The sequence below is a fragment of the Haliscomenobacter sp. genome (assembly GCF_041740695.1).
In the GTDB taxonomy this organism is placed as follows: domain Bacteria; phylum Bacteroidota; class Bacteroidia; order Chitinophagales; family Saprospiraceae; genus Haliscomenobacter.
In genome coordinates this window covers 23,009-43,812 of record NZ_JBGSLK010000064.1, presented here as the reverse complement: position 1 = coordinate 43,812, position 20,804 = coordinate 23,009, and the positions used below count along the sequence as shown (strand labels likewise).

18 protein-coding genes are annotated in these 20,804 nt (G+C 48.3%); 11 read left to right on the top strand and 7 right to left on the bottom strand.

Annotated features, from left to right (window positions below):
* The first annotated feature begins 118 nt into the window (after nt 1–118).
* Complete coding sequence (locus ACEW9O_RS14040; RefSeq protein WP_373550804.1) at nt 119–613, top strand: N-acetyltransferase family protein; 495 nt, start codon at nt 119–121, stop codon at nt 611–613.
* A gap of 2 nt (nt 614–615) precedes the next feature.
* Entirely contained in the window at nt 616–1,146 is a 531-nt protein-coding gene (locus ACEW9O_RS14035; RefSeq protein ID WP_373550803.1) for an N-acetyltransferase family protein, read from the top strand.
* Nucleotides 1,147–1,149: 3 nt separating this feature from the next.
* Here ACEW9O_RS14035 and ACEW9O_RS14030 read toward each other — a convergent pair whose 3' ends face one another.
* Nucleotides 1,150–1,977 (bottom strand): lysophospholipase, encoded by an 828-nt coding sequence (locus tag ACEW9O_RS14030; protein WP_373550802.1) that lies wholly within the window; start codon nt 1,975–1,977, stop codon nt 1,150–1,152.
* A 36-nt stretch (nt 1,978–2,013) separates the two neighbouring features.
* Here ACEW9O_RS14030 and fmt point away from each other — a divergent pair, with 36 nt between their 5' ends.
* Both fmt and ACEW9O_RS14020 read left to right on the top strand, forming a co-directional pair.
* Nucleotides 2,014–2,937: a methionyl-tRNA formyltransferase gene (gene fmt, locus ACEW9O_RS14025; RefSeq protein ID WP_373550801.1), complete on the top strand. Its 924-nt coding sequence runs from the start codon at nt 2,014–2,016 to the stop codon at nt 2,935–2,937.
* 16 nt (nt 2,938–2,953) lie between these two features.
* Entirely contained in the window at nt 2,954–4,624 is a 1,671-nt protein-coding gene (locus tag ACEW9O_RS14020; protein ID WP_373550800.1) for an ankyrin repeat domain-containing protein, read from the top strand.
* A gap of 173 nt (nt 4,625–4,797) precedes the next feature.
* Here the strand turns inward: ACEW9O_RS14020 and ACEW9O_RS14015 are convergent, their stop codons facing one another.
* Nucleotides 4,798–5,403 (bottom strand): DinB family protein, encoded by a 606-nt coding sequence (locus ACEW9O_RS14015; RefSeq protein WP_373550799.1) that lies wholly within the window; start codon nt 5,401–5,403, stop codon nt 4,798–4,800.
* Nucleotides 5,404–5,692: 289 nt separating this feature from the next.
* Between ACEW9O_RS14015 and ACEW9O_RS14010 the strand changes: the two genes are divergently transcribed.
* Complete coding sequence (locus tag ACEW9O_RS14010) at nt 5,693–7,261, top strand: LysM peptidoglycan-binding domain-containing protein (protein ID WP_373550798.1); 1,569 nt, start codon at nt 5,693–5,695, stop codon at nt 7,259–7,261.
* 135 nt (nt 7,262–7,396) lie between these two features.
* Here the strand turns inward: ACEW9O_RS14010 and ACEW9O_RS14005 are convergent, their stop codons facing one another.
* The 3 genes from ACEW9O_RS14005 to ACEW9O_RS13995 form a co-directional block, all read right to left on the bottom strand.
* On the bottom strand, nt 7,397–7,660 hold the full coding sequence (locus tag ACEW9O_RS14005) for a hypothetical protein (protein WP_373550797.1): 264 nt from the start codon (nt 7,658–7,660) through the stop codon (nt 7,397–7,399).
* A gap of 122 nt (nt 7,661–7,782) precedes the next feature.
* Nucleotides 7,783–9,129 carry a DUF4407 domain-containing protein gene (locus ACEW9O_RS14000; protein WP_373550796.1) on the bottom strand — a complete coding sequence of 449 codons (1,347 nt, stop codon included), beginning with the start codon at nt 9,127–9,129 and terminating at the stop codon, nt 7,783–7,785.
* A gap of 90 nt (nt 9,130–9,219) precedes the next feature.
* Nucleotides 9,220–10,278, bottom strand: a complete 1,059-nt coding sequence (locus ACEW9O_RS13995; RefSeq protein WP_373550795.1) for a DUF6340 family protein — start codon at nt 10,276–10,278, stop codon at nt 9,220–9,222.
* Nucleotides 10,279–10,468: 190 nt separating this feature from the next.
* On the opposite strand from ACEW9O_RS13995, the gene ACEW9O_RS13990 reads away from it, so the two are divergent.
* The 6 genes from ACEW9O_RS13990 (at nt 10,469) to ACEW9O_RS13965 (ending at nt 16,920) form a co-directional block, all read left to right on the top strand.
* On the top strand, nt 10,469–11,263 hold the full coding sequence (locus ACEW9O_RS13990; RefSeq protein ID WP_373550794.1) for a Fic family protein: 795 nt from the start codon (nt 10,469–10,471) through the stop codon (nt 11,261–11,263).
* A gap of 14 nt (nt 11,264–11,277) precedes the next feature.
* Nucleotides 11,278–12,519 (top strand): peptidase T, encoded by a 1,242-nt coding sequence (gene pepT / locus ACEW9O_RS13985; RefSeq protein WP_373550793.1) that lies wholly within the window; start codon nt 11,278–11,280, stop codon nt 12,517–12,519.
* A gap of 170 nt (nt 12,520–12,689) precedes the next feature.
* A complete protein-coding gene (locus ACEW9O_RS13980) occupies nt 12,690–13,493 on the top strand; it encodes a hypothetical protein (RefSeq protein WP_373550792.1) in 804 nt (267 codons plus the stop codon).
* A 213-nt stretch (nt 13,494–13,706) separates the two neighbouring features.
* Nucleotides 13,707–14,903: a hypothetical protein gene (locus ACEW9O_RS13975; protein WP_373550791.1), complete on the top strand. Its 1,197-nt coding sequence runs from the start codon at nt 13,707–13,709 to the stop codon at nt 14,901–14,903.
* A gap of 213 nt (nt 14,904–15,116) precedes the next feature.
* Complete coding sequence (locus tag ACEW9O_RS13970) at nt 15,117–16,013, top strand: class I SAM-dependent methyltransferase (RefSeq protein ID WP_373550790.1); 897 nt, start codon at nt 15,117–15,119, stop codon at nt 16,011–16,013.
* A 4-nt stretch (nt 16,014–16,017) separates the two neighbouring features.
* On the top strand, nt 16,018–16,920 hold the full coding sequence (locus tag ACEW9O_RS13965) for a hypothetical protein (RefSeq protein ID WP_373550789.1): 903 nt from the start codon (nt 16,018–16,020) through the stop codon (nt 16,918–16,920).
* Between the two features lie 81 nt (nt 16,921–17,001).
* Here the strand turns inward: ACEW9O_RS13965 and ACEW9O_RS13960 are convergent, their stop codons facing one another.
* Both ACEW9O_RS13960 and ACEW9O_RS13955 read right to left on the bottom strand, forming a co-directional pair.
* A complete protein-coding gene (locus ACEW9O_RS13960) occupies nt 17,002–17,976 on the bottom strand; it encodes a YheT family hydrolase (protein WP_373550788.1) in 975 nt (324 codons plus the stop codon).
* Between the two features lie 60 nt (nt 17,977–18,036).
* A complete protein-coding gene (locus tag ACEW9O_RS13955; RefSeq protein WP_373550787.1) occupies nt 18,037–20,670 on the bottom strand; it encodes a M14 family metallopeptidase in 2,634 nt (877 codons plus the stop codon).
* Nucleotides 20,671–20,804: the final 134 nt, after the last annotated feature.

The following is a 20,804-nucleotide window of genomic DNA, read 5'->3' as shown; positions in this document are numbered from 1 at the left end:
TTGAGGCTACCGCGAGCGACATTGAAGGGAATTTCTAAATAAATCCTTGGTCAAAATCGTTCGCGGTAGCCTCAACCTCCCTCAACCATCTCAACTTCCCTCAACCAAAAAAAACGCAATGAATATTCGCCCAGCAACCCCCGCCGACCTCGATGCCGTCTGGCACCTCTGGAAAGCCGTGGTCGACCAAAAAATCTACTTCCCTTACGACGAGACCTACTCGCGGGAACAAATGGAAGCCACCTGGATCAACCTCGACAATGCGGTCTTTGTAGCTGAACTGGACGGGCAAATAGTCGGGGCCTACATTTTGCGCCCCAATCAACCGGGTTATGGCAAACACATCGTTAATGCTGCCTATATGGTGGATGCTCAAGTTCGGGGCAAAAAAATTGGCACTCAACTCTGCGCTCATTCCATTCTTGCAGCCAAGACCTTGGGCTATCGAGGCATGCAATTCAACCTGGTGGTTAGCACCAACGAATCGGCGGTACGCGCTTGGAAAGCCAATGGCTTTGAGATCATCGGTACCACCCCTGGTGGTTTTTACCACCATGAACTGGGTTATGTAGACACTTACATCTTTTTTAAAGACCTGACCAAAGTAGAATAGCCATGATCACATACCGATTAGTAGAGCCTCAAGACGAAGCTGCCATCGCCCAACTCCACGCCCAAAGTTGGCAAAAGCATTACCGAGGCATTTTTAGCGATGCCTATCTGGATGAACAAGTGGTGCAGGAACGTGCTGATTTGTGGGCCGAACGCTTTGCCCAGCCCATGCCCAATCGAGAGATTTTGTTGGCGGAAAAAAATGGGCTACTGGTAGGTTTTGCCTGTATTGAGATCAATGAAGACCCGAAATTTGGAACTTTATTGGACAATCTCCACGTCAGCCGGGAGGTTCAAGGCCAGGGAATTGGTGCCCAATTGATGGAACGCACCGCTCAATTGGCCGAATCCAAACAACCCGGATTAGGCTATTACCTGTGGGTATTGGAGGAGAATCACCAAGCTAGGAAATTTTATGCTTTGATGGGGGCCATCAATCATGAAACCATGCCCCACGGGAACCCGGATGGAGGGACGGCGATGGTGTGTCGGTACATTTGGCGGAGTACAGAGGAGGTTAGGTTGAGGAAGTAGTCATTACAATTCCTTCAACCACGCAATAATCCGCTCAAAAACCTGGATTTTTTCCGGCTCATTGTGTGTTTCGTGGTAAAATCCCTCAAATGCTGTAAAACTCAATGGGGCACCTACCCGCTCAGCAAAAGCTTTACTGGCTGGATAGGACGTAATTTGATCCGCAGTGCCATGAAACAACAAGGTGGGGACTGGCATGTTGCCCGCAAAAGTTTGTAAATCCTGCGCTGCCAGCATCAAATCATACCCCATGCTGGGCGTGATTCTATTGTGTATCAATGGATCTTTTTGGTAAGCGGATACGACCTGAGGATCATGCGACAAAAGGCTTACATTCAGGTCATTGGACATCGACAGTTTGGACAACAATAGTTTCAACCAACGCGCCGCACTTACCTTCCAGGCTGGTGGCGCAAAGGCCAATTCAATCCAGGGCGAAGAAACAATCAGCCCCGCAATGGCCGCCTTTCTTTTTAAGGTATAATTCAAAACCACATTTCCACCCATACTGTGTCCGTACAGCACGATGGGGGTTCCTGGATACTCCTTTTCCACTTTCCGCAGGAACAAAGCCAGATCATCCAGTAGGGCCTCAAAACTAGGGCTATGCCCCCTTGGGCCTCCCGATTCTCCATGCCCCCTTTGGTCGTAGGCCATCATAGCATAACCTTGTTGATTAAAATAATCGGCCACATGTCCATAACGACCACAATGCTCACCCATCCCGTGCACCAGGGCAATCACTGCTTTGGGTTCAACATGATCCCAACTTAAACAACGGAGATTTAAGCCATCAGAGGTAGTGAGGTAGAGGGTGCGTGGTGCTGGCATGGATTTTATATATTTACGCCAAATTAGCAATTAAGCATGAAATTAAAAATCGTTTTTATGGGAACCCCGGATTTTGCGGTTCCTTCACTCGATGTTCTGGTGAAAAATGGCTACGAAGTAGTAGGCGTGGTGACGGTAGCAGATAAAATGGGTGGCCGGGGCATGAAGCAGGTTTTGGAATCTCCAGTTAAAAAATATGCGGTTGAACAAGGTATTCCGGTACTGCAACCAGAAAAATTGCGCAACCCGGAGTTTTTGGCCCAGTTGCGGGCTTTGGAAGCCAATCTATTCATCGTAGTTGCTTTCCGCATGCTTCCCGAAATCGTGTGGAACATGCCGGCCATGGGCACTTTTAACCTGCACGGCTCCCTCTTGCCCCGGTATCGCGGTGCAGCCCCCATCAACTGGGCGGTCATCAATGGAGATGCCGAAACTGGCGTAACCACCTTTTTTCTGCAACATGAAATCGACACAGGCAACATCATTTTCCAGGATAAACTTCCCATCAATGAAAACGAAACCGCGGGTGAGGTACACGATCGCATGATGCAACTGGGGTCAGGTACTGTACTCAAAACGGTACAAGCTATCGAAGCAGGTACGGTGCCACGGCAAGCACAAGACGACTCCCAAGTGAGCCATGCCCCCAAAATTTTCCACGAAACCTGTCAGATCAATTTTGATCAAAACACTGCTCAAGTGCACAATTTTGTACGTGGCCTGAGCCCTTTCCCGGCAGCTTGGACAATGCTGGATGAGCTGGAATTAAAGGTGCTGCGGACAGAAAAGGAAATTGTCGAGCACGAGCATCCAGTGGGGCAGTTGTTTTCGGATGGGCGCTCATATTTGAAATACAGTACGAGAGATGGCTACGTGAAAGTATTGGAATTGCAGTTGCAGGGGCGGAAAAGGATGGGGGTGAAGGATTTTTTGAATGGGTATAAAATAAGTGGCTTGTAATCAATTTTGTCCACCTATGTCTAGAAGAAATAGCGACTCCAAAATTCATCCTTTTTTTGATCAACTATGGTATGGTGGTGATTTTTCTAACCATGAGATCATCAAGTGGATAGAGCTTGAACCAGACTTGTTGTATGCTGAAGCTTTGAATGGCAATATGCTGCTGGACTATGCAGCAGATAAAGGCAATGCCGAGCTGTTGAGTTATCTGTTAAAACATGGGTTAGATCTTAATACGAGAAAAAACATTCAAGCGCTTTATAAATCGGCCAATGTAGAAATCGCTCAATTACTATTGGAAGCAGGGGCCAGCCTGGAGCATGGTTATCCACATAGCATTTTATTTTGGTCTGGTCGGATGAATCGACCAGAAGTGTTCCGTTTTTTAATTGAGCAAGCTCAAAAAATTGGTAGGGATTTAGTAATTGGAAATCAGGACACTCTATTCCTGGTTGCACGATTTCCAGACGATGATGAGAAGGACGATATAGGTTGCCTACAAATACTCCTCGAATATGGAGCCAACCTCAATGCGATTCAAGAAGGCAATGAATTTACGGTAGTAGACGAAGCTGCGATGGGCAATAGTGTAACGCGCTTTGAGCTACTCATGTCCCTAGATGCACGGTTTAATCGCTCCAAGGTTTACAGATACGCCAAAAAGGACGTAAAAGCCTACATTGAAGAAAAATACCCCGAGCTCATTCTTTCTGAATGGAAATTGACTACTGAAGAGTTGGCAAAGATAGAACCAGAAGGATACTTTCCTGGGTATTTTATTCAAGAAGATGCTTTTTTATCGCGAGAATCGGAATTGCAAATCGTGCTTTGGCGTAAACAAAAAGATGGCACTTTCAAACCATATCGAGGCATTCAGTTAGTCGATCGGGCGTTTCGAGGGATTGCACTTTCTCCGGATAAAAAATTATGCACCATCCCCGATTGGGAAGGCTTGCACCTCAAAGATACTTCGACTCTGGAATCAGTAGCTTCCTATCAATTTTCACCCGGCAAATTTATTGAATATGCGGCCTTCTCGCTGTGTGGAAAATATATTGTGGCTCTTCCCTGCCAAGACACTAAACTTTATGTATTGAATCTAAAAACAGGCAAAATTACCAGTTCAGTTATTCCCTTCACCTCTCAACCGGTCAGCCTCAGTTTTTCAGGTGATGCACCTTTATTTTCTTACATCAGTATTGAAGAAGGCGGGGCAGAAAGTGGCATCTTTCGAATAGAACCCGATGAAACCGTTAGTCTCATCGAAGTGTATATCGAACTAGGTAATTATACTTGTAAATTCCATATGCATCCCTCGCTGCCTCTATTCCGCCTGGATAACCGTATTTACAGCTATGATGTTGAAACATATCTTGAAAAGCCAGCACTAAACTATCAATGGAACAACCATTATCCACTGTCTGCTACTTTAAAATGGGAAATTACTGCTGTCTCAGACGAATCTAAAACTATTTACTATTTTGTCGAGCAATATTTGTTGGTGTTAGCTGCGCACAAAGCAACTTATTTATTACTTGAGAATGGAAAGCAAATAGCAGAACATGAGTTTCATCTGGGTGAAGGAGAATCGATATTAGATTACATTTTTGAAACAAACCAATTTTTAGTAGGTACACTACAGCATATGAAGGTCATAGACAACCCAATTTTATTGAATCCTCATTAGGTTTAACTTATCGGGCAACTCCGTCATTTTACGCTTTCTCAAATCAAGTTTCTCCTCCGTGGTTTCTATATTCTTTCTAATTTGCTCATTAATAGTGAAAGATAGTAGTTGAATTCTACGCCCTGCTCAAATCCATCAGCAATGAGCACGGCGTAAAATTCAATCCCATAAAATCAAGACCCCGGATACCCCTCTACCGTCTTAACCTCATTAATTTGCTGCGTATGCCGATTGCTATGCCCAGCGATGAACAAAATGAACTGATAGGCGTCCATTTTGCCAAAAGGTAGGGCTACAATGTGATTACACAGGTCGGCATTGGTGGTTTTTACCAGTTCTATCAGCATTGCTCTTTTACCATCAAAGGCAGCAATAGCTTCCGCCAATGACTTGTAGCCGGTATTTTCTGGTTGAAAGGGTTCGGCGGTTTTTACCTTATTCGTTCGGCTGACCACCCCTGCTTTAATCTCTTCATCGGTAGCTTTTAATTCAGCTTTGGCTTTTGGATCAGCAGGAGCGTTTAGCGCTTGATCCAGGGCACCGCGTAGTGTACCTTCTGAAAAAGCGATATGGTACATACAATCTTGTGGCGACCAGCGGTCAGCCGCAGGTTTGAAGCTTAATTGAGCTTCCGATAAACCTTTCAAACTTTTCTTCAGCTCTTTGGTACACCATTTGATGTACTTCACGGCTTCTTTACGCTCAGTTTTGGTCAAGGTTTGAGCAGTTAAGGCTCCAGTAAAGACAAGCGCCAATAGAACAGTCATTAGTATTTTCATAAAATGAATTTTTGGTGTTTTAATTGTTTGATGTACTCAAAAATAAAAACTTTTATTTTATTTTCCAAACTAATTTTTTAATGCCCTCTCAATACCGAATCACTTAAAACGAGCAAAATGAATATTGATTTATTAACTTTGGCATACTTTGCCTCGGCAATACTTTCCACCCTCTAACGTTTCAACAAAAAACCGCCAACCCACGGATTTATCCGTGGGAGGCACATACACAAACCCAACCCATGGCTTTAGCCGTGGGAGAAGGCCGCCGGGCCTGAAAACGCACACCATGACCACCACCATCCACCCCGTCGCCCCCGGCGACACCCTCACCAGCATCGCCCGTCAATACGACGTCAAAATCCGGCACCTCAAAGCCCTCAATGGCCTGAAATCCAGCCAATTGTTCCTGGGGCAGAGCCTCCTGGTCCGAATAGACGAGGAAGACGACAGCCCCGTGATCGCCAAATCCCGCAGTTTGGTTGATACCTCCTCCTCCCAGCATGTCGTCAGACCTGGCGACACCCTCTACCGCATCGCCATCAATTACAAAATCACGGTTGATCAACTCAAAAAAGACAACAACCTCAAATCAGATGCCCTGAGTGTAGGTACGGCACTACGCATCGGCAGCAACAAGCCGATCACTACGCCAGTGAGTTCCCAGAATTTTAAAAACTACAAGGTGGTCAAAGGTGATACCCTGACTAAAATCGCCCGTGAAAACAACACGACCATCGTCGTCTTGCGCAGCCTAAACAACCTCAAAAACGATAACCTCAGCATTGGGCAAGTACTCAAGGTCAGTGTCAGCGTGGGAGGAAGTACCTTTCCGCCGATTACTCCATTGCCTCCAACGCCGCCGCCAGTGGTGGTGAAGCCGCCGGTTGTCAATCCTCCAGTTCCAACGCCGCCGCCACCCACGCCAACCCCGAACCCACCCGTTAATCCTGCGGGTAATTCAGCCCTATTGAGCCGCCGAGAAGACACTAACTATAACCTTTACCTGGAGATTCGTCTGCTCAGCAATGAAATCCGCACCTTTAAACTCATCCGAAAACTAAACGGCTATAGCCTTTCGGGCCAAGCCCGTGCTGTGCCTACCCACGCTGCCATTGCCGCCGCTGGACTAACGCCGAAAATCTTCAATGCCTTACAATTTTGTAAAAAAGTAGAAGGGCATTACGATGCGATCAATACCTATGACGTAGGCATTTTTTCCTACGGCTTCATCCAGTTTGCTGCCAAATTTAGCCTGAACCCGCTGCTGCAAAGCATGAAAACCAATGCCCCAGCGCAGTACCAACAAATCTTTGAACGGGCGGGAATTATGGTCAAAAATGGGCAGGTCAGTGTCGCCTCTGCACCATCGGTTGTCAATCAGGTGCTGATATGGGAGTACATTAAATCGCAGTCAGATTTGTTTGTGCCTTTTATTCAAGCCGGGTTTGTGCCAGAGTTGGTAGTGGAGCAATATCGGGTGGCCAACGCCTTGTATGCAGTGCCATCGCTCAGCGCGATGTTGAATTTGAATTTGGCAAATGGTGCCCGCATACAAACGCCTATATCAAATGTTTTACGTGACCTGGAAACTCAAGCCTTAGCCATTGCGATGGGCGTGAACCTCGGCCCGAACTACATGGCTATGGTGCTCAGTGAAGCCTTAAGCGATTTGGCGCAAAACCGCAGTATTGCAGATGTGAATTTCCTGGCCAGTACTGCCTGGCGCGACATTTGTAGCCATTTGATCGCCTTTGAAACGGTGCCTCGGCCGGATCAATCCCGGCGGAAAAGCGCACTGACGATTGAGCGGGCGCGGAAAATCCTGGAGATTGGAGTGCCAGTGGTTTTGGTATAAAGCTTAAAAAAATGTAGTACTGAGGTGAATCCTTAAGTGCCTTTAGTTTCTTAGGTGGTGAAATTGTTTTTTCTTTTTTCACCACCTAAGAAACTAAAGACACCTAAGGGACACCTCAGCAGGTATTCATATTATCTAGGGAAGCGTATCCGGTTTGATTCCCGCTAAGGGTGCCACCTGCAAGGTCTTCAAAAAGTTCGTATCCCTCCGCAGCAAATCCCGGTAAATGATCGAGTCCCGAATCATTTTGGTCTGGCGTTCATCCAGCGCGATCCTTTGCTTGTCCACTTTGAGGTAGAGCGTACCGAGAGCAAAGAGCACTCCGAGGTTGAGTACGACTAAAAAAATGAGAAACTGCTTGGCAAAAGTATACGTTTGATTTGGCTGGTTTTCCGACATGATTTTTTATTTAGGGTTGAGGGAGGTTGAGAAGGTTGAGAAGGTTTAGGCTCCGCAAGCGAATTTGACAATGACGCTCGCGGAGCTTAAACCTTCTCAACCTCCCTAAACCTTCTCAACCATTACACAGTACGTTTGACTACATACCCAATCAGCAGATTGAGCAAAAAGAACACCCAAATTCCTCCCGTAAGGTACGCCCAATCACGCGTGAATGCAACTAGAAAGCCTGATTGGCCGATCGAGTAAAAGCTATAGCGCAACCAGTCCAGGCCATTGCGCGTCCAGAGCTTTTGCACCGGATCGGGCTGGCCATCGGCAGTTTTGCCATAATCGAAGGGCGTATTGACATTGAGGTATTGGCTGAGTTCACTTTTTAGGGCGGGAAAAGGAGCCGTATTGTCTTTGATGGTGCGGGTGACTTCGTCCAGGCGGTGTTTGGCCAATTGATCTACGTAGGCCTTGCGCACCAGGTCTTCCTGCGCGCGTTCGTAGGCGGGGAAGGAGTTGGCGGTGCTATCACTTTCTTTGTCCATCAAACGGTCGTACTCGCCCTGCTTGGTAGATGCTTTAAAGAAGACGGGTAAAATGTCAACCAATACAAAAAAGACAATCAAAAACCACTTGGTCCACTTTACCGAGGTTCCACCGACTGGTTTGGCTTCCAGGCGCTCCAGGGCGACTTCACGGGCCAGGTAGTTGTAGCTGAATTGATCCTGGAAACCCTTGAGTTTTTCCTCTCGCTCGGCTTGTAGGCTGCCAATTTCTTTGGTGTTGTCACCAATTTTCACATCGTTCTTATTGCGCAAGGCGGCAATCTCCTCATTGAGGTAGCCAATTTCTTCCTTGATTTCATTGGCGCGTGGGCCGTATTGCTTCATGCCTGAGGTGGTACCACAATTCATGGTGGTATCCTTGCCACTCATTTCAAACAGCAGCAATTTTTCCTTACAAGCACGTTCAGCCAATTTGAGTTCTACTTCTCCCTTGAGCAAGGAGTCGCGGTTGCGCACCACGTCGATGGTGTTTTCGTACTGGGCATAAATGGCTTTTTCCCCTTCTTCTTTCATGGCAAAAAGCTCCTGCTCCAAACTATCGTCAAATACGAGCAGCACAATCGGATGAGAAACCAATACCCCAATGCCAATCGAAAACAACAAACGACTTAGGAACAAAAAGGAAAACAAGTCTTTGCGGGCGCTGTCGGACTTGCGGAAAGTGGAGACAATAAAGCGGTCGAACGTAAAAACGATGCAAGCCCAAACGATCCCGGCACCGATGTAAACAAATGCTTTGTCGGTCAAGGTAGAAACGGCGTACATCATCGAAAACAACCCGAGTACTGCCGGCACCAGCACCAAACCACCATATCCGGCGTGTTTGACGTGCTCAGAGCGCCCGGTTCGGTCCAGGATTTCCCGGTCCGAACCTGCACTCCACACAAAAAAATCGTAGAATAATCCCTTCATAAACAGTCGGATGAATAAGCCCCAAATAACAGGCTTTTTATTCCCCTATGTCACAATTTGGGACGAACCTGGGCAAAAAAGGGACAAATTCTAAGGTTTAACCTTTTTAAGTTGATAATCCAGGCGCTCCTGGTCTGAAATGCGTTGCTGAATCACGTAGACGTAGTTCTGCGATGTTTTGTTGCCGTACTGGGTGAAGGCTTTGCTGGCCCAGTCTTCAGCCTCTTTCAGGTTGCCATTGCGCTCCAGGGCGAGGGCCAGGTTGTGCGCTGCCTTACCTTTGGTTTTGGGATCGCGGGCTGAACTGAGCAAATCATTCCAGACTTCAGCGGCATCTTCCCATTTGTTGGCCTGGGTGAGGCGGTGAGCTTCTTCCATGGCACTCTTGTCTGCCCCCTTGGCGGTCGTGTAATAAGTGCGACTCACATTGACCCAAACTGGAGCAATCCGTTTGCCGTAAGCGTCACCAGCTTTGGAAGCGAGGTCTCGCACTGCAGTCAATTGAGAACGCAAATTGTTGCGGGCTCTATCTTGGGTGTCCCCCGTTGCCGAATCCTCATCGTATTCACTAACCGTATTTTCATCCACTACCACTCGTTTTTTGGCGTCGTATACGCGCCAGCCCATGTATACGCGCAGGTTGCGGCGGGCGGTGTGGGTGTATTTGGTGATTTCAGTACCGTCTTTTTGTTTGGATTTGTAGCTGGATTGGCTGTACGAAATATCGGAGGAGGAATCGAAGGACTCCAGGGCAATCATGGCATCCGCGCCGTATTTGCTACAAATGGATTGCACTTCGTTCCAATTGAGTGGGGGCAACATTTGTTTGCCATTTTTTAGGCCGTTGTATTCCAGCCCCGTTCCTTTTATCTGTAGGGTAGGCGTGCGGGTCAGGGTAGTGGTGAGGTTTTGCAGGGCCAAACGGCGACCTTCGCGGTCTTGTCCAATATCTTCACCAGAAATGGCACCTTCCAGGAAATTGGCAAAACCTTTTTCTGGTTTGCTGCGGTCAATCAGGGCCACTACTTTGATGTCATCAGGCAATACAATTTGAGAAGGTTGTAGAACTTCCAGCAAGGTAGAACTGGTGCCACAACTCCAGGAAATGAGCGCTACCAAAGCGAGTAGCAATAGGGATTGATTTTTCATCACTCGTGTCAGGTTTTGGTGGTTAGTATAAATGTGTATCTCAGACCAAAAAAGTCCGAGCTAGGATGCATTTTTTCGATGGGTGATGTAAAAACAGGGTGGAAATTCAGCTCTATTTCGATCTAAGTGATTTTTTAAGTTGCATCGGAATCAGGAATTTTCCGACTTTTGGGAATTCAGAAATGTACTCATGGCCAAAACCAACTCCTTGTCTCTGATTAGTGCTGTACTACTGCCCGAATTTAAGGAGCAGTTGCCAGATATTGATTGGCCTGAGTATGCCAAAAACTTCCCTAAGATAAGCTTTACCAGCGACAATTTCAGCTTTTATGCCTCGGTTTCCTCGGTTTATTCTTCAAAAATTGAAGGAGAAGACATCGATCTCAACAGTTTTTTGAACCACAAGTTTTTTAATGGAAACTACCAACCCGATTATACCCGCAAAATAGACGACCTTTTTGAGGCGTATACTTTGGCGAAAGATCAGGTGCTGAATCCTGCAAATTTACTCAAAGCCCACGGAGTATTGACCAAGCACATTTTGCGCAGCAGTGGAAGAGGGAAAATTCGCAACAAACAAGAGTTCATCATCAACAGTCAAGGGCAAATCGAATACGTGGCTGCCGATGCAGGCATTGTGGCTTTAGAGATGGAAAAGTTTTTTAAGGATTTGAAGCGACTGGTAAAAACGAAACTATCCTTTGCTGAAACCTTGTACTATGCGGCTATGCTGCATTTGGTTTTGCTCAAAATCCACCCTTTTGAAGATGGGAATGGGCGAATGGCCCGCTTGCTTGAAAAATGGTTTTTAGCTACTCAGCTAGGGCCGGAGGCCTGGAACATTCCCAGTGAACAATACTATTACCAAAACCTAAGCGCCTATTACCGCAATGTGCACATTGGCTTTGACTACGAAAGTGTAGACTATCAGCGTAGCTTGCCTTTTTTGCTCATGTTGCCACAGGCGATACGACATCAATCCTAAATTTACTAATAAACATGCTACCACCCATCCAACACAGCGTACTGGAACGTTTTTTGCGCTACGTGCAAATCGATACCCAATCCAACCCTTTTTCCCAAACTTTTCCCACCACTGAAAAGCAAAAAGACCTTGCGCGTATTCTGGCACAGGAACTCCAGGACTTGGGGGTAACTGACGCCCATATGGACGAGCACGGCTATGTGTACGCCACCATCCCCGCCACGGTGGACAAAGCGGTACCCGTCATTTGTTTTTGCTCCCACATGGATACTTCGCCGGATAGCAGTGGTACGAATGTGAAGCCCCTGATTCACCAGCATTACGATGGTCGCGATCTGGTACTGCCCGACGATCCCAACGTGGTCATCCGTTTGCAAGACCATCCCAATTTGGGCGAACAAATGGGCAACGACATTGTCACCGCCAGTGGCCTTACCTTGCTGGGCGCGGACAATAAAGCGGGCGTTGCCGAAATCATGGATGCAGCGCAGTATTTCATGCAGCATCCAGAACTTCCCCACGGAACCATTAAAATCCTCTTCACCCCCGATGAAGAAGTAGGCCGTGGAGTCGAAAAAGTTGACCTGCAAAAATTGGGTGCCCATTACGGATATACCATCGATGGGGAGCGGCGGGGTTCTTTTGAAGACGAAACTTTTAGCGCCGATGCAGTTACCTTGATCATCGATGGGGTGAGTGCACACCCGGGTTTTGCCAAGGGAAAAATGGAAAGTGCGGTCAAAATTGTTTGTGACATCATTGCCAAACTGCCGAAAGACCGCCTTACTCCCGAAGCTGTGGACGGCCGGGAAGGATTCATCCACCCTGTGACGTTAGAAGGCTTGGCGGAAAAAGCGGCAGTTCACTTCATCATCCGCGATTTTACCGACGAAAAACTGGTCGAGCATGAGGCGTTTTTGGAAAGTGTGGTGGAGGAAGTGATGCAAAACTACCCTAACTCTCGTTACGAATTGCGTGTACACGAGCAGTACCGCAACATGAAAAAGATCCTGGATCAACATCCACAAGTGAGCACCAATGCACTGGCCGCCATTCGCCGGGCAGGTATGGAGCCGATTCATTCCAGCATTCGCGGCGGTACGGATGGTTCACGCTTGTCCTTCATGGGCTTGCCTTGTCCGAATATCTTTGCGGGAGAACACGCCTTTCACTCCAAGCAGGAATGGGTCTCGGTACAGGACATGCAGAAGGCTGTGGAGACGATTGTGCATTTGGCGATGATTTGGGCGGAGTAAATAGAATGCCAATTGGCATATGAATGATGTCAATTGGCTTCTCCTATTGTTTTTTCAATACGCCAAGGATCAACATTTTTTTGGAAAAAAATAAAATCCTGATTATTTTTGGAACCGATGTTTGTTTTGCTAATCACCCTGCATTTTTCCATTTTTAAAAGCGAAACAACATGTCAAAACAAGATCTTGAACCCTACCGCCAAAACTTGCAGTACAAGCAAGCTTTTGAAGACTTAGGCGTAAACCTTGCCGAAGTGTTTGAGTTCACACCAATGGATTTGGATTTGGAAAATCAGCGGCTGGAAAATTTGCTAAACTTCACCCTGAAGTACCAGCAATACGGCAGCCAAGAGTTGATGGAACTGGAAGAAGGCAGATTTTGCTTTCCACCGATTTTTCCAGGTATTTCGCCAGAAAGTGATTGGTATCGCTTTGAGCTTTGGCTCTTAAATCAACCTACCCGGAAAACCATTGTGGAGCAATTGCCCCAAACCTTCAAAATTAAAAACCCTGATGAAATTCCCGAAGCAGAGATAGACCAGGAATTGGAAAAACTGCTTGTTGCGGTTGACCAAGCTGGTTATGGGATTGCGCTCTGCGAAGGAACTCCCGCTCGATTGGTATACAAAGCAGTGTTAGAATGGGTAGGAGAAGAGTTTGAACTGACTGGATCTGGTTCAGGAGGCTGGGTTTTTGATGGTTGCAGTGGTTATTGTCCAGCATGTATGCAACGTCCCTGGTGTAGTTCGGGGCAGGAAAATTGTTGGAAAGAAGACGAGGAAGCAGGGAAAATGACTTTGACTGATGAACTGAAACCGTATGTTTCAGCAAGCCCCCAGTCTTTGGCAATTTTGCAGGAAAGCCAGACAGAAAAAGATGCATACATGGCCAAGTTCATGGAAGAGCACAAAAATTCAGGGGCTGATGAAATTGGCGATTTTGAGGAGGATGATTGGAAAGTGAAACTAAATTGAGTGACTTGAAATCTTTAGAAAAAAGCAAAAAGGAAGGCATAGAGCCAAATTGGACTATGCCTTTCCTTTACCTTACTGTTCACCCCCTTAACACACCTTAACACCTCCCCTTACAATTTAACTTTTTAACAAATCTATCTTAACTTCCCCATAATGATTTGGTATTCATTACGGTATTAACTTTGACCTATTACAAGCTCAAAACACACTGCCATGACACCGAAGCACTTTATTTCCAGCATCACGACCACTATCGTATTGGCCCTCTTGGCCGCCGCCTGTGCTTCTCCAGTTAAACTAGCCGAAGTAGGCGATTACGACCAAGCCATCGAGCGCAGTGTAAACCGCCTGGTTGGGAAAGACCGCAAGAACGAAGAACTCGTCCGCACGGTGGAATTCGCTTTTGAAAAAGCCACCACCCGCGACATGGATCAAGCCGAAGCCCTGCGCAATGAAAACCGCGCCGAAGCCTGGCCCCGCATCTATGACGTTCTTCAACGCATCCAACGCCGCCAGCGCCTCGTAGAGCCCCTGATCCCACTGGTAGACCGTCGGGGATACAAAGCCTCATTCCAGTTTGTACGTGTGGAAGGTTTAATCACTGAAGCCCGCGAAAAAGCTGCTGAATACCACTACAACTATGCAAGCGACCTGCTCAGTCAGGCTCGTCGCAACAACAACGATAAAACACCTGCTCGCCGCGCTTACGATGAGTTGGAGCGCATCCGCGAATACTACTCAACTTACCGCGAGCGCGAAGCCCTACAACGTGAAGCTCAACACCTCGGCACCACATTTGTACTCGTAAATGTGGAAAACCGCGCCCCAGTTATTCTTCCTATTGGTTTTGATCGGGAACTGACCGAACTCAGTTTCCGCGACCTCAATGATCGCTGGCGGGTCTTTCACAACAACCGACAATCGGGCATCGACTACGACATCAAAGCTACCCTCATGCTGCGCGACGTACAGGTAAGCCCCGGCACCTACCGCGAGCGCCAGTACGAGGAGCAAACCCAAATCCAGGACGGCTGGGTGTACGAGTACGATACCCGTGGCAATGTGAAAAAAGACACGGCTGGTAACGACATCAAGTACCCCAACAAAATCAATGTCAAGGCCATGGTAACCGAAGTGTACCAACACAAAGGTGCCCGCCTGAACGCCCAATTGGAACTCTTTGACCTACACTCCGGTTCAGTGATCGATTCTCGTCCCCTTGGTGCAGAAGCGTTTTGGGAAAACTACGCGGCTACTTTCCGAGGTGATGAACGTGCCCTAAGTAAGGAAACCCGTAGCCGCATTGGCAATCGCCCCGGTAATTTCCCCGACGACGCCTTGATGATTTTGGATGCTGCCCGTAGACTACGACCAGTGATGGTGGATCAGTTGCGGCAGGTTAAAATTTAAGAGGGTTCCAGGAGAATAAACGGTCGCTGGCTGGTCACTGAGCGGAGTCGAAGTGTAGCCGAAGCGCCGTTTATTCTCCTGGAACCCTTTTTTGGTTTTTCCAAAAAAACTCCCTAACTTCACCCCCAGTATTTAGAATACTTTTTTTTGTTGTGATCTTAAGCTTGCAGGCATCAGTTTTTTTGGAACTGATGTCTTTTTTTATGTAGTAATATGAGCAACATCCTATACCAACACTGCCCGCTTTGTGGCAGCTACGACATTGAAAAAACCGTAGCTACCCGAGACCATTCTATTTCTGGAGAGTCCTTCGACCTGTACGATTGTCATGGTTGTGGCCTGCGTTTTACCCAAAACATTCCCGGGCCTGACAAGATTGGGTCGTACTACCAAAGTGAAAATTACATTTCACACAGCGATACCAAAAAAGGCTTGATCAACCGCTTGTACCACGCGGCCCGCGAGTACATGTTGCGCAACAAACAGCAGCTGGTGCAAAGCCTGAGCGACCAACGCCGCCTCTTAGACGTGGGTTGTGGCACCGGGTACTTTATGAATCACATGCGCGGCCAGGGCTACGAAGTGCTGGGTGTAGAAGTGGATGAAGGTGCGCGTAACTTTGGCATTCAACACTTTGGTCTGGATGTACGCCCACCCGCCGAACTGGAAGCGGGTACCCTGCCCGGCAAATTCGGCGCCATCAGTATGTGGCATGTTCTGGAGCACGTATACGAGCCCAAACTCTACCTACAACGCCTGCACGAACTGCTGGACGACGCTGGGGTGTTGATGATCGCGGTGCCCAATTACCAGTCGCTGGATGGTCAAAAATATGGCGCTCATTGGGCTGCCTACGATGTGCCGCGCCACCTTTGGCATTTTTCGCCAAAAACCTTGAGCAATCTGGCTGCCGAAATGGGTTTTAAGGTGGTTGACAAAAAAGGCATGCCGCTTGATCCTTTTTATGTGTCGCTGTTGAGTGAAAAATACCGTGGCAAGGGTATTCTGGCACTTCCCCTGGGAGCGATTACGGGCCTGCGTTCTTTTTTGAAGAGTTGGGGAAAAGCCGAGCGGGCGAGTTCGATTATTTACGTGTTGCGTAAAGTTTAAATGGGTGCAAAAACTATTATTTATATCCTTCTTCTTCATTCTTCCATTCACTGTCTTCACCCAAGATCACTACTGGTGGGCCAACAACGTAGGCTGGGATGGTCAGCGTTTCTGGGGTGATTACATCATCCGTACGCCACGGTTTTTAGGGCCAAATGCACTACCGATTCCACGTTTGGGCAATGGCCGGGTGCCCAATGAACGTTCTTTTGCACTATCAGGAAACAGCCATTCCACCCCAGGCGATGCCACCCAAAACCTTGCATTGTATGGCACTTACAATCTGGTGCCCGATGTGATCAGTTTTGAATTGTACTGGGTGCCCATCGAGTATTTCACCCTTTCTCACGTCATCAAAACCGAGCGCAAAACCTTCCACGTTTTTTACAATGAACATTTGGCGAGTGGGGATATTTACCTGCACACGCTGATCCAGATATTGAAGGCGGAAACCCATCCGCTGGATTTGGCGCTGCGCATCGGGTATCGTTTTCCTTCTTCTACCATGTTGGGGATGGCGCGCTATACGGATTCGCCAGGCTATTACCTTGATTTGTCTTTTGGCAAAAAACTGATTGATGGCAACCTGGATTTGAGCATACAAGGCATGGGCGGGATTTTTGTGTGGCAAATCAATCAAAACCGCCAAAATCAAAACGATGCGCCCTTATTTGGATTGGGACTGAATGTAGAAGGAAAAAATTGGGCGCTGTCGCCTGCTTTTCGTGGTTATTCAGGGTATCTCAACAATGGGGACCGACCCATGGCGTTGAGTTTGTCCGGGCAGGTAGAGGTGAATCCTCGTTGGCAATTGTTTGGCACTGTTCAAACTGGATTCGGTGATCTGTTGTACGATTCTTTTGAATTGGGCAGCAAATTCCGCTTCGCCTATCCACTTCTGAGGTGATTCCTTTAGTGCCTGAGGTTTCTTAGGTGGTGAAAGAAGTTTTTTTACCACCTAAGAAACCTGATACACCTAAGAGGCGCCTTAGTTATGCGCCTCAATAAACTCCAGTGCCCGATGCTCCAACCAATAATCCGGCCCCGCATAATTCCGAATCGCAAACCCCACATGCCCCCCCTTACGCGGCGTTTCCACATAAAAATAAGGATGGTTTTTGGCCAAGTGTTTAGGTGAACAGGATGGCGTCAGGATAGGATCATTCATGGCATTGCACAAAAGCGCTGGCACCGTAATCCCCTCCACAAAATTTTGCGCCGAAGCCTGCCAATAAAAATCTTCCGCATCCCGGTACCCATTGATGGGCGCAGAATAAAACTCGTCAAAATCCCGCCAGGTTTTGATTTGATCAAATTTACTCAAGTCGATTTGCCCCGGAAATTGCTCCGCTTTGGCCATAATTTTTTTGCTTAAACTGCTGAAAAACTTGCGGCGATAAAACCAGTTGCTGCGTTTTTCCAAAGTTTGGATGCTACCCGGCAGGTCGCAGGGTGAAGAAAAGGCGATACCTGTTTTGATGGGCTCAGGAATGTTTTTGCCGTGTACACCCAGGTATTTGAGCAAAATGCTGCCCCCCATGCTGTAACCAACCAGATGGATTTTTTGATACGCTTTGCGCTGCAAGGCATGGGTAATGACCTGCCCAAAATCTTCAATTTCCCCGTGGTTGTACAAGCGTAACTTGCGGTTCATCTCCCCACTGCAAGAACGGCAATTCCAGCCCAGCACGTCCATACCTTTTTGATGAAAAAAGTGTGCCGCTGCTTTCATGTACGCCCGGTCCGTGCTACCCTCCAAACCGTGGGACAAAATGACCAACTCCTGGCTGTTGGCATCTAGCCAATCCAAATCCACAAAGTCGCCATCCGCCAATTCCAGGCGTTCGCGCTCGTAAGGCAATGCCTGGATTTTGCGGGTCAAGGCGGGTAGAATGGTCTGGAAATGGCCATTGAGCTGGTAACGTGGGGGACCGGGGTAGGAAGAATGGGGGACGAGTGGCATGTTGCGAATTTTTTATTCCGCAAAATTATCAATCCCCCATTCTCAAACAAATGATATCTTTTAATTAAAACTCGGCACCATCATTACCGCGTTCTGCATCATCCGACTCGGCCCGCGCCAAAACATGCGGAACTGCGTATTGTCTTGCAAAAACACAATTTTGCCTTGCCCTAGCGGCAGGACTCCTGCGAAGGTGTTGCCCGCCAGCGATTTTTTATTGTCTTCCGAAATGTAACCCGCCACAAAAGCTTTGTCTGCGCTGGCATAGCGGCCTACACTTTGTAATTCAGGACTGGGGGCCAGGGCTATGTTGTCCTGCTTGATGCTGTACAACTCCTTACCCAAGCCAAAGGCGAGCGGGTGACTATTGTCGATCAGGCCGTTCAAGGCTGTACCCGGAGTGCGTTTTTTTCCATTAAAATCTTCCCGCTCTTCATAAGCCACCGTACGGGCCGCTGTACTCGAATCCCGGGCAGGTTCGATCAGTTTGACTGTAGTGAAACGGGAGCGTTGGGCGGTGAAAAAGCTCACTGCACTTTCGGTCGCGATGAGGGTTCCGCCCCGGCTGATCCAGTCGCGCAACTGGGCCTGTTGCTCTGGCTTGAACAATTCACCAAGCCCAGCCCCACCGTCGGGCAGGATCAACACATCGAACTGGTTCAAATCGGCAGCTCCGTAGCGTTCACCAAACTTGGGCAGAGCCGTTTGTTGCAATACCGAACCCCGCACCCGCTGGATGGGCAAACCCGTTTCGTAGTCGAACAAAAAGGTGATTTGCCCGGCAGTCAGAGAGGAAAACGGTGGATCGATCAACAAGGCCACCCGGGGTACCTTCAGCGGCCGGTTGCGGCCCGAAGCCAGATCCATGCCATCTTTGACCCTTCCAGAACCCAATCCGTGGATGATGACTCTGGCCTTATAAGCGATCTCCGCCATGTCCTGATGAATCTGCGTCAGCTTGTCTTCATTGCGCTCGATCAGTACAATCAAGGAACCGTAGCCCCAGGTCGTTTTGCCATCGCTGAAGGGCTCGTGGCAAGCCCGGACTTTGTAGCCTTTGGCCCACAATTGCGCCAGGGCCTGCGGAGCATTGCGCTGCTTCCATTCAATGACGTAGGCGTATTGGGCATTGGGGTTGATGACTGCAGTATTGGCAGTAACTGCCTGCGTGACCCTATCGGTTGCTACACTGTGTTTGCTATTGCTGGAATAGCCCTCAATGTTGTAAGCGAGGATGGCCGACCAAGTGGCCATGTCGTACATCACCGAATCTTCGATGGCCAGGCGGCGTTCTAAAACACTGTTGATGAACAAGTGTCGGGCTTGACTGGTACTCACGATGTAGGTGCCTGCAGGCAGGTTTTTGGTGCCCGTTTGCCCATTGCGGTAGTCTAACGCGTCACTTACCGTAAAAGCTTTGGTCGCTTTTTCCACCTTGACCTGTTGCCGAAGCAGCATGTTGACCACATCCAGGGTGTAGGGCGATTCGGCGGAAAGGTAATAGGTCTTGGTTGGGGTTTTACTGGTGCCAGGATTCCAGGCATCCACGCTGTATTTCAGGAGGGTTTCCTTGCGCTCCACCGATTTTTTGATGGTTGCCATCGAAGTGGTGTAGTGGTCAAAAATGCGTTGGCGCAGCACGTTGAAGCCACCGTCGTCGGTTTGTACTGCCCGGCCACCACCGATGCCACCTTGCTCGACCAGCATGGCAATGCCCCCCATTACGGAAGGGTAACTGGAGCCGTAGCCAGGATAAAAGAAGTCGAAAGCATCGCGGGTAAAATAGCTGATGCGGTGTTTGTCAAATTCTTTGATGTTGGCGCGGCCAAAGGTATCACTCAGGGCCTCGTAGGTATCGGGCAAAAGTTTGTTGCGGGGCGTGGTGCCGGGCGCAGTAAAGTAGTTGTTGTTGTACCCTTGCTCGTGGAAATCAACGTGCACTTGCGACATCCATTGCTGGTAATCCATGGTCAGGGTGCGGGTTTCGGGGTGGATGCCCCATACCCAGTCGCGGTTGACGTCGAACCAGTAGTGGTTGCCACGACCGCCGGGCCAGGGCTCGTAGTGTTCCAGGTCGCGGGGCTCGTAACCCAAAACGCTGCGCTGGGTCGATTTGTACCAATAAACGAAACGGTCGCGCCCATCGGGGTTGACACAGATGTAGAGTACAATCACGGAGTTGTTGAGGATACTTTTGGTTTCTTCATCCTGTGCAGCGGCCAGTCGATAGGCGACCTGGGCTACTGCTTCAGTCGAAGAGGCTTCGTTGCCGTGGATGTTGTAGCTGTAGGTGATAAAAATGGGTTCGGACTTGACCAGACTGGCTACCTCAGCAGCGCTGCCATCGAGGAGTTTGAGGTGGCGCTGGCGGATGCTCTCCAGGTTTTTGTGGTTCTCCGGCGAGGTAATCACCAGACGGATCAAGGGTCGACCTTCGTAGGTGCTGCCGTACTGGTGCAGGGTGATTTTGTCAGAAAGCCGATCCAGTTCTTTGACGTAGTTGACGGTATTGGCGTAAAGGGTGAATTCGGCTCCGAGTTTGTAGCCAAAGTATTGTTCGGGGGAGGGGATGTTGGAGTCGTAAGTGAGTTGGGGATCAAGGGGAAATCGTTTTTCGTCCACCAGCACTGGCCCTTGGGCAAGGAGCTGGAAACTGAGGAGGAGGAAAAAAAATAGGGTAAAAGTTGGCTTCATTTTGTGAAATTTTGGAGGTGTTGATTATGCACATTATTTCTTAGGTGTCCCTTAAGTGTCTTAGGATTCTTAGGTGGTGAAAAAACAAAACCTGCGTAGCAGGATACTCTTTCACCACCTAAGAATCCTAAGAC

What these genes read in the sequence shown, in the direction of transcription:
- ACEW9O_RS14040 (WP_373550804.1), top strand. Translation starts at nt 119, where the DNA reads ATGAATATTCGCCCAGCAACCCCCGCCGACCTCGATGCCGTCTGGCAC.
- ACEW9O_RS14035 (WP_373550803.1), top strand. Translation starts at nt 616, where the DNA reads ATGATCACATACCGATTAGTAGAGCCTCAAGACGAAGCTGCCATCGCC.
- ACEW9O_RS14030 (WP_373550802.1), bottom strand. Translation starts at nt 1,977, where the DNA reads ATGCCAGCACCACGCACCCTCTACCTCACTACCTCTGATGGCTTAAAT.
- fmt (WP_373550801.1), top strand. Translation starts at nt 2,014, where the DNA reads ATGAAATTAAAAATCGTTTTTATGGGAACCCCGGATTTTGCGGTTCCT.
- ACEW9O_RS14020 (WP_373550800.1), top strand. Translation starts at nt 2,954, where the DNA reads ATGTCTAGAAGAAATAGCGACTCCAAAATTCATCCTTTTTTTGATCAA.
- ACEW9O_RS14015 (WP_373550799.1), bottom strand. Translation starts at nt 5,403, where the DNA reads ATGAAAATACTAATGACTGTTCTATTGGCGCTTGTCTTTACTGGAGCC.
- ACEW9O_RS14010 (WP_373550798.1), top strand. Translation starts at nt 5,693, where the DNA reads ATGACCACCACCATCCACCCCGTCGCCCCCGGCGACACCCTCACCAGC.
- ACEW9O_RS14005 (WP_373550797.1), bottom strand. Translation starts at nt 7,660, where the DNA reads ATGTCGGAAAACCAGCCAAATCAAACGTATACTTTTGCCAAGCAGTTT.
- ACEW9O_RS14000 (WP_373550796.1), bottom strand. Translation starts at nt 9,129, where the DNA reads ATGAAGGGATTATTCTACGATTTTTTTGTGTGGAGTGCAGGTTCGGAC.
- ACEW9O_RS13995 (WP_373550795.1), bottom strand. Translation starts at nt 10,278, where the DNA reads ATGAAAAATCAATCCCTATTGCTACTCGCTTTGGTAGCGCTCATTTCC.
- ACEW9O_RS13990 (WP_373550794.1), top strand. Translation starts at nt 10,469, where the DNA reads ATGGCCAAAACCAACTCCTTGTCTCTGATTAGTGCTGTACTACTGCCC.
- pepT (WP_373550793.1), top strand. Translation starts at nt 11,278, where the DNA reads ATGCTACCACCCATCCAACACAGCGTACTGGAACGTTTTTTGCGCTAC.
- ACEW9O_RS13980 (WP_373550792.1), top strand. Translation starts at nt 12,690, where the DNA reads ATGTCAAAACAAGATCTTGAACCCTACCGCCAAAACTTGCAGTACAAG.
- ACEW9O_RS13975 (WP_373550791.1), top strand. Translation starts at nt 13,707, where the DNA reads ATGACACCGAAGCACTTTATTTCCAGCATCACGACCACTATCGTATTG.
- ACEW9O_RS13970 (WP_373550790.1), top strand. Translation starts at nt 15,117, where the DNA reads ATGAGCAACATCCTATACCAACACTGCCCGCTTTGTGGCAGCTACGAC.
- ACEW9O_RS13960 (WP_373550788.1), bottom strand. Translation starts at nt 17,976, where the DNA reads ATGCCACTCGTCCCCCATTCTTCCTACCCCGGTCCCCCACGTTACCAG.
- ACEW9O_RS13955 (WP_373550787.1), bottom strand. Translation starts at nt 20,670, where the DNA reads ATGAAGCCAACTTTTACCCTATTTTTTTTCCTCCTCCTCAGTTTCCAG.